The 245-nt window shown below is 49.8% G+C and carries 1 protein-coding gene; it reads right to left on the bottom strand.

Annotation, left to right across the window (positions count from 1 at the left end; genetic code table 11):
- Window positions 1–245, bottom strand: a 245-nt coding sequence (locus tag JK216_RS16950; protein WP_212715399.1) for a hypothetical protein, incomplete at both ends; no start/stop codon positions are given.

Here is a 245-nt window from a genome sequence, read left to right as displayed (position 1 = left end):
TTCTTATTAGTCTGTGTCAGGCTGTTTTGCAGAGTAGTGATGGAATTACCCTGCGAGGTAACGGTGTCTCCCTGCCGGCTGACGGTCTGCTGCAGAGCATTCAGAGCCGTTGCTTCGGCTTTTTTTGCCACGTTGCTGTCAGTAGCGCTGAGGCTGCTATTAAGCTTAGTAATATCTGATGCGTTGGCCTGAGTTGCTGTGTTCAGCGTGTCCAGTGATTTATCTATGTCAGACACACTGCCATC

The organism is Tatumella sp. JGM94 (assembly GCF_018257595.1).
Lineage (GTDB): Bacteria > Pseudomonadota > Gammaproteobacteria > Enterobacterales > Enterobacteriaceae > Tatumella > Tatumella punctata.
This window is presented reverse-complemented; position numbering and strand designations above follow the sequence as displayed.